Origin of the sequence: Mesorhizobium sp. M7A.F.Ca.CA.004.12.1.1, assembly GCF_003997835.1 — a bacterium.
GTDB lineage: Bacteria > Pseudomonadota > Alphaproteobacteria > Rhizobiales > Rhizobiaceae > Mesorhizobium.
This window is the reverse complement of sequence record NZ_RZRK01000275.1, coordinates 1-7266: the sequence shown is the minus strand read 5'-3', so window position 1 is coordinate 7266 and position 7266 is coordinate 1. Positions and strand designations below refer to the sequence as shown.

Sequence of the window (7266 nt, the reverse complement as noted above, 5' to 3'; positions counted from 1 at the left end):
GCGTCGGCTCGATCGGCGGCCTCGTCGCCGGCAGCGTCTTTGTCGGCGGGCTGACCAGCATCCTCAATTATCAGATCTCGCCGTCGCTGGCGCAGGCGATCGTGCTGCTGGCGGCCATCGTCGCTGTCCGGCTGCGGCCCAACGGCCTGTTCAACGGAGCGTCGCGATGATCGCCCGCGACCGCAACTGGCTGCTGATCTTCGCCATCTGCGTGGCGCTCGCGGTCGTCTATCCGCTCTTTGCCGGCGGCTATCAGCTGACGGTGATCCGCGACGCGCTGATCTTCGGCCTGTTCGCGGCGAGCCTCGACTTCTTCTGGGGCCGCACCGGAATCCTGTGTTTCGGCCACGCCGCCTTTTTCGGCATCGGCGGCTACATCATGGCGCTGGTCACACTCAATGATGCCATCCCCTTTGGAAGCTTACTCGGCATCATGGGTGCGGTGGCGGGTGCGGCCTTCGTCGCCGCCATCATCGGCTACTTCCTGTTCTTCGGCGGCATCCGTGGCAGCTATTTCACCATCGTCACGCTGGCCATGGGCGTCATCTGCCAGCAGGCCGCGGTCTCCTGGAGCTCGGTCACCGGCGGCGACAGCGGCCTGATCGGCATCCCGCCGATCGAGTTCGATCTTGGCGGGCTGCACGTCGATCTCAGCCAGGATCTGCCCAGCTACATCTTCGTCTCGGCCATCGTCGCCATGACGGTGCTGGCGCTCTGGTTGATCAGCCGTGGCCGCTGGGGCACAGTGCTGACCGCCATTCAAGACAATGAAATCCGGGCGGCCGCGCTCGGCCACAACGCGCCATTGCGGCTGCTTGTCACTTTCGTCCTGTCGGCGGCGATCGCCGGCCTTGCCGGCGCCCTCTATGTCTGTATGGCCGGGCTGGTGGCACCCGATCTGTCCGGGCTGCTTCTGTCTACGGAAGTCATCGTCTGGGTGGCGGTCGGCGGACGCGGCACGCTGCTTGGGCCAGTACTGGGCGCCATCTTCATTCAGCGCGCGCAGCAGACGATCAGCAGCTTCAACCCGAGCCTGTGGCCGCTGCTGCTCGGCTGTGTCTTCGTCATCATCGTCTTCGTCCTGCCGGATGGCATCCTGTCGATCTACGCGCGGCTGAAAGACCTGTTCAAGGGCGGGAGGCGCGCGCAATGAGCGACATCCTGCTGCAGGCTGAAAATGTCGGTATCCGCTTTGGCGGACTGCAGGCGCTGGAGGCTCTGAACCTCGCCGTACGAGACAAGGAACTTTGCTGCATCATCGGGCCGAACGGCGCTGGCAAGAGCACCTTCCTCAACGTGCTGACCGGCACGCTGCGTCCGACCAGCGGCAGCGTGCGCTTCCTCGGCCATGACATCGCCGGATTGCCGCTGCATCGCATCGCCCGGCTCGGCATCGCCCGCAAATTCCAGATTCCCTCGGTTTTCCCGAACCTCTCGGTGGAGGACAATCTGAAGGTCGCGCGCTGGGGCGCGCCTTCGCCAGTGCGCCCGGTTGGTGAACTCTTGGAACTGGTCGCGCTCGGTAACCGTGCCGCCACGCTGGCCGGCGAGCTCGCGCATGGCCAGAAGCAATGGCTGGAGATCGGGATGGCGTTGGCGATAGAGCCAAAGTTGCTTTTGCTCGACGAGCCGACCGCCGGCATGACACCACAAGAGACGCTGGCGACGGCCGACATGCTGCTGCGGCTCAAGGGCGAGTTCTCGATCGTTGCCGTCGAGCACGACATCCGCTTCGTGCGGGCGCTGAACTGCGAGACATTGGTGCTGCACCAGGGACGCCGACTGCGCAGCGGTCCTTTCCACGACATCGAGACCGACGAGATGGTCCGCGACGTCTATCTGGGGAGGCGCTGAGCATGCTGCGGACACTTGCCGTCTCGGCCGGCTACGGCCTGCTCCCGGTGCTGAACGGCATCGACCTCAGTGTCGCGTCCGGCGAAGTCGTCGGCCTGCTTGGCCGCAACGGCGCAGGCAAGACGACGCTGCTGCGCGTCATCGCCGGCGGCTTGCGAGCGAGCGGAGGCGCGGTGGTTCTCGGCGATAAAGACCTCACCAACGCGCCAGCTTTCCGCCGCGCGCGGGCAGGCATCGCGCATGTGCCGCAGGGGCGCGGGATCTTCAACCAGCTGACGGTGCGGCAAAACCTGGAGGTCGGCACCCGCGCCGCCAAGGACCGTGGCGACGGTGGCATCCCGGACGACATCTTCGGCTATTTTCCGATCCTGCGGGAGCGCGAAGCGCAGGTTGCCGGCACGCTTTCGGGCGGCCAGCAGCAAATGCTGGCGATCGGTCGCGCGCTATGCGGCCTGCCGTCGGTGCTGCTGCTCGACGAACCCTCGGAAGGCATCCAGCCGAACATCGTGCAGTCGATCGCCGAACTGGTGCCGCGCATCGCCCGCGAGCGCGGCATCGCGATCATTCTTGTCGAGCAGAATCTCGATCTCGTTCTCAAGGCATCGGACCGCTGCCTGGTGATGGAGAAGGGCAGGATAGTCCACGAAGGTGCGCCTGAGACCTTCGCCGACGAGACCCTGCTGAAGGATCTGTTGGCCCTATAGAGCGCGCGTGAAGCGCGCCTGGGAACTTGTTGACTTGTAAGGCGTGCATGGGGCGCGCCTGGGACTGGAAGGGAACACAACAATGATAAGCAGAAGAACTGTCTTGAAATCCGGCGGCGCCGCGGCCGCCTTCGCCATCGTCGGCGCGCCGTCGATCCTGCGCGCCGCCGACACCGTCAAGGTCGGCCTATCGATCCCGATCACCGGGCTGCAGGCGATTCTCGGCGAGACGCTGCTCAATTGCTACAAGCTGGCCGCCGCCGAACTCAACGCCGCCAACGGCATTGGCGGACGCCAGGTCGAGCTCATCATCGAGGACAACCAGACCACGACCAAGGGCTCCATCGACAAGGCGCGCAAGCTCATCAACGAAGACAAGGTCGACGTGATCATGGGCACGATCATTTCGCCCGAACGCAGCGCCACGCTGTCGGTCACCTCGAAGGCCAAGAAGCTGTTCTTCTACCCGACCAATTTCGAAGGCGGCGAATGCAACCGCTACTTCGTCGCCACCGGCCCGATCCCGATGCAGCAGGTCGACCCGATGATGCCGTGGGTGGCCGAGAACCTCGGCAAGACGATCTATGTCATGGCTTCGGACTATGCCTGGCCGCAGAAGATGACCGAGGCGATCACGGCAGCCTATGAGAAGGCCGGCGGCAAGATCATCGGCGCCGACTACTATCCGTTCGGCACCACCGATTTCGGCCCGGCCTTCCAGAAGATCAAGTCACTGAAGCCCGATGTCGTCTGGTCGATGGTGGTCGGCAACGACGCCGTCACCCAGCTCAAGCAGTATCGCAGCTTCGACATCAAGCAGCCGCTGATCGCCCCGCTCGACGAGGTCTTCAACAAGGACGCGCTGCCGCCCGGCGTGGCGGCCGGCACCTATGCGCCGCAACCCTACTGGATGGCGCTCGACAACCCGGTCAACAAGAAGTTCATCTCGAGCTTCCGCGAGAAGTTCGGTCAGGAGAAGATGGTCAACGGCATCGGCGAGGCCGGCTACAACGGCCTGCATCTCTATGCGCTGGCCGCCGAGAAGGCTGGATCGTTGAAGGACGATGATGTGCTGGCCGCGCTGCCGTCGATCGAGTTCGACGCACCGCAAGGCAAGATCCGTGTCGACGCCACCAACAACCACACGCTGTGCCATTCCTATGTAGGCAAGGCGGCGTCCGACGGCATCGGCTACGAGATCGCTAAGGACTTCGGCACCATCGAGCCGGTGACGCCTTACTGCAAGGTGTAGGGTCTTCCGCCCAAGCAATCCTGACGGCGGCTTTGTCGCTGCCGTCAGGGCGTCTGCGGCGCTGGCAGCCGCTCGCGCAGTTCGTCGACAAGCACCCTGGTGTTTTCGGAATAGTCGATGGGCACGACGACGAGATGCACGCCGCCGCCGGTGAAGGCCTGTTCCAGCGCCGGCCGCAAGTCGGTGATCTCCGCAACCCTGGTCCCCTTGGCGCCATAGGCCTCGGCATACTTGACGAAATCGGGATTGCCGAAGGTCATGCCGAAATCCGGGAACGCATCGACCGCCTGCTTCCAGCGGATCATGCCGTAGGCGTGGTCCTCGAGCAGCAGGACGACCAGGTTGAGCTTGAGCCTGACGGCGGTTTCCAGTTCCTGGCTGTTCATCATGAAGCCGCCATCGCCGCAGATGGCCATGACACGGCGCTGCGGATAGAGCAGTGCCGCCATCATCGCCGACGGCAAGCCCGCGCCCATGGTGGCCAGCGCATTGTCGAGCAGGATCGTGTTTGCCATGCGCGTCCGGTAGTTGCGCGCAAACCAGATCTTGTACATGCCGTTGTCGAGGGCGAGAATCCCGTCGGCCGGCATCACGGCGCGCACGTCGTGCACGATGCGCTGCGGCGTGAAGCGATCTTCGGTGGCGCGCGCGGCGATCCGGCTCAGAATGCCTTCGCGCAGCGGCAGCAGGACCTGCGCGTTGGGGATCTTGCCCTCGATGCGGTCGGCCAGCAGCGCCAGCGAAGGGCCGAGGTCGCCGACGATTTCGGCTTGCGGGAAATAGACCTGCTCGACATCGGCTGATTGGTAGCCGACATGAATGACCCTCGGCCCCTTCGCTCCCATGATGAAGGGCGGCTTCTCCACGGTGTCGTGACCGATGGTGATGATCAGATCGGCCTGCTCGATGGCCTCGTGCACGTAGTCGCGCTCCGAAAGGGCTGCCGTTCCCATATAGAGCTCCGTGCCGCCGGGCACGGTTCCCTTGCCCATCTGCGTGGTGAAATAGGGAATTTGCGTCCGCAGCACGAACTGCGCGACATCGGGGGTCACGCGCGGACGCGACGCCGCCGCGCCGAACATCAGCAGCGGGCGCCTGGCTTCCATGATCATAAGGGCGGCGCGATCAAGCGCACCCGGGCTGGCCAGCGGCAGTTCGACCGGGTGCGTCGGCACCAGTGCGATCGGCTCACACTCGGCCGCCGCAATGTCTTCCGGCAGTTCCAGATGTACGGGGCCGGGACGTTCTTCCTGGGCGACACGGAAAGCTTCGCGCACGAGCGAGGGGATCATCTTCGGCGAGACGATCTGGCGCGACAGCTTGGTCAGCGGCTTCATCGCCGCGACGATGTCGACGATCTGGAAGCGCGCCTGCCGGGATGACAGGATGCCCTTCTGGCCGGTGATCATGATCATCGGCATCGCGCCGAGCAGCGCATAGGCCGAACCGGTCGAAAGATTGAGCGCGCCTGGGCCAAGCGTGGTGATGCACACACCCGGCTTGCCGGTGAGCCTGCCATAGGTGGCGGCCATGAAAGCGGCTGCTTGCTCGTGGCGGGTCAGGATCAGCTGGATCGAGGAGCGGCGGATGGATTCGACGATATCGAGATTTTCTTCGCCGGGAATGCCGAAAATCCGTTCGACCCCTTCGTTCTCGAGGGCCGCGACGAACAAGTCCGAACCTTTGGTCATAAACTGTCTCTCCCGCAACATTCCGTCGGCCACCTTCATATGGCATCGGAATGCGACGCCTCAAAGAGGCATCTTCGGCCGCGGGTCAGAGCCGCGTGTTGCAGCTCGCCGCCTTCGGCGATGCGAAAAGTTCCTTCGGCGCGGACCACTGTCTGGCGGTCGCGCCGCGCGTGCCGGTGATCAGCGAACGCAGTTCCGACAGATAGGTCTGCACGAAGAACGAGGTCTGGCTTTCCAGCGGCGTGTAGGGGCCTGGCCGGTAGGCACGGGACATAATGCCGTCGGCATTGTCCTCGGTGATCTTCTTGTCCTGCACCGTGGTGACGTCCCACATCCAGCTGATCGCATCGGCGTCGATGTCGTTATCGGCATCCTTGTCGACGAGCCAGGTCAGGATGACGTCTGTTTCCATGGCGTTGCGCGGTATCATCTGGAACAGCGTGACATAATCATTGGCAGCACTTGCAAACGACAGGCGTCCGAGGCGAAAGCCGCTTTCGCCGCCATCATAGGCGTGACGACCACCCATCAGGCACGAGACCCCCTCGCCCGTATTGGACAGCGTGTTACGGCCGGAGCCGATCGGCTTGCGGTGCATGGCAAACGGCATCGTGTCGAGGTCGCCTGCCTGCCACGCACCCTTGTGGAATTCGGCATCGCCGATGACGCTGTGCCAGGCCTCGATTTCGTTCTGCCACTCGACCGCCTTGTCGGCATCGCGGGTCGCGGTCACTTTGACATGGCCGTTGACGCGGTAATATTCGGGATGAGCCGGCCGGCAGTGATAGCATTCGAGAAAGTTCTCGAGCACCAGCTTCCAGTTCGCCTTGGTCAGATAATTCTTGCGGGCGACGATGCGTGCACGGTCGAGGCCGTTTTCGCGCAAGCCGCCCGTCAGCCCGTCCGCGACAGGCTGGATGTCGGGCAGCGAACTGGCATCGAGGCCACAGAAGACGAGGCCGCCGAAACTCTTGCAGGGCACGCGGTGCAGTCCCAGCGCTTCCGGATCGACGCTTGCCGGCAGATCCTGCCGCGACTGCAGTTCGCCGGTCAGCCTGAACGACCAGGCATGATAGGGGCAGACCAGAAGCTTGCCGCGACCATCCTTGGCGCAGAGCCGCGAGCCGCGATGGGTGCAGACATTGTAGTAGGCCGCGATGTCGTCCTCGGCGTCGCCGAAGCGCACGACGATGATCTCCTCGTCGAACAGCTGGCGCACGATGTAGCGGCCCTTTTCGGGAACCTCGCTGGCATGGGCGACAAGCATCCATTGGCGCGGAAACCACAAGTCCCGTTCCAGCGCGAAGATCGCCGGGTCGGCATAAAAGGCCTGTTCCAGCGACCAGTCCGGACGTTGCCGGTCGATCAGCCTGACGGTCTCGCTTCTGTCGATAGGCTGGCTGTTCGGTGTGTAGGCCTGCACGGCAAACACCTTTCTGCTCGCTGGCGTTAGAATGATGTTTCGATAGAGTGTGCGATGCGGAAAGGCTTGCAGCAAATACAGATATGATAGACCTTCATATCGAAAAGGCATGAATGTAGGTCCGGACCGTGAAAACCCTCAAAACATCGCTTCCCCTGCTGAACGCCATGGTCGTCTTCGAGGCTGCCGCCAGGCATGGCGGGCTGACACTGGCCGCGCAGGAGCTCAACATCGCACAATCGGCGGTCAGCAGGCATGTCGCCAATCTCGAGCGCCAGCTGTCGGTCGAGCTGTTCACGCGCAGAGGCAACCGCGTCGCCGTCACCGGGGCCGGCAACACGC

7 protein-coding genes are annotated in these 7266 nt (G+C 63.7%); 5 read left to right on the top strand and 2 right to left on the bottom strand.

What is annotated here, in order from left to right; genetic code table 11:
* Positions 1 to 166: 166 nt before the first annotated feature.
* The 4 genes from EN984_RS16150 (at position 167) to EN984_RS16135 (ending at position 3810) form a co-directional block, all read left to right on the top strand.
* On the top strand, positions 167 to 1153 hold the full coding sequence (locus EN984_RS16150; RefSeq protein ID WP_127270113.1) for a branched-chain amino acid ABC transporter permease: 987 nt from the start codon (positions 167 to 169) through the stop codon (positions 1151 to 1153).
* Positions 1150 to 1854, top strand: a complete 705-nt coding sequence (locus EN984_RS16145; protein WP_127268597.1) for an ATP-binding cassette domain-containing protein — start codon at positions 1150 to 1152, stop codon at positions 1852 to 1854. The genes EN984_RS16150 and EN984_RS16145 overlap by 4 nt, the downstream gene beginning before the upstream one ends.
* 2 nt (positions 1855 to 1856) lie before the next feature.
* Positions 1857 to 2558, top strand: coding sequence for an ABC transporter ATP-binding protein (locus tag EN984_RS16140; protein WP_127268598.1), 702 nt, complete (start codon positions 1857 to 1859; stop codon positions 2556 to 2558).
* An 82-nt stretch (positions 2559 to 2640) separates the two neighbouring features.
* Positions 2641 to 3810, top strand: coding sequence for a substrate-binding protein (locus EN984_RS16135; RefSeq protein ID WP_127268599.1), 1170 nt, complete (start codon positions 2641 to 2643; stop codon positions 3808 to 3810).
* Positions 3811 to 3854: 44 nt separating this feature from the next.
* Here EN984_RS16135 and EN984_RS16130 read toward each other — a convergent pair whose 3' ends face one another.
* Both EN984_RS16130 and EN984_RS16125 read right to left on the bottom strand, forming a co-directional pair.
* Positions 3855 to 5501: an acetolactate synthase large subunit gene (locus EN984_RS16130; RefSeq protein WP_127268600.1), complete on the bottom strand. Its 1647-nt coding sequence runs from the start codon at positions 5499 to 5501 to the stop codon at positions 3855 to 3857.
* A gap of 85 nt (positions 5502 to 5586) precedes the next feature.
* Positions 5587 to 6924 carry an aromatic ring-hydroxylating dioxygenase subunit alpha gene (locus EN984_RS16125; RefSeq protein ID WP_164748648.1) on the bottom strand — a complete coding sequence of 446 codons (1338 nt, stop codon included), beginning with the start codon at positions 6922 to 6924 and terminating at the stop codon, positions 5587 to 5589.
* Positions 6925 to 7052: 128 nt separating this feature from the next.
* Between EN984_RS16125 and EN984_RS16120 the strand changes: the two genes are divergently transcribed.
* Positions 7053 to 7266: LysR family transcriptional regulator (locus tag EN984_RS16120; protein WP_127274417.1), on the top strand; the 214-nt coding region annotated here is incomplete at its 3' end.

Coding starts and splice junctions, on each gene's coding strand:
- EN984_RS16135 (WP_127268599.1), top strand. CDS start 2,641: ATGATAAGCAGAAGAACTGTCTTGAAATCCGGCGGCGCCGCGGCCGCC.
- EN984_RS16145 (WP_127268597.1), top strand. CDS start 1,150: ATGAGCGACATCCTGCTGCAGGCTGAAAATGTCGGTATCCGCTTTGGC.
- EN984_RS16140 (WP_127268598.1), top strand. CDS start 1,857: ATGCTGCGGACACTTGCCGTCTCGGCCGGCTACGGCCTGCTCCCGGTG.
- EN984_RS16130 (WP_127268600.1), bottom strand. CDS start 5,501: ATGACCAAAGGTTCGGACTTGTTCGTCGCGGCCCTCGAGAACGAAGGG.
- EN984_RS16150 (WP_127270113.1), top strand. CDS start 167: ATGATCGCCCGCGACCGCAACTGGCTGCTGATCTTCGCCATCTGCGTG.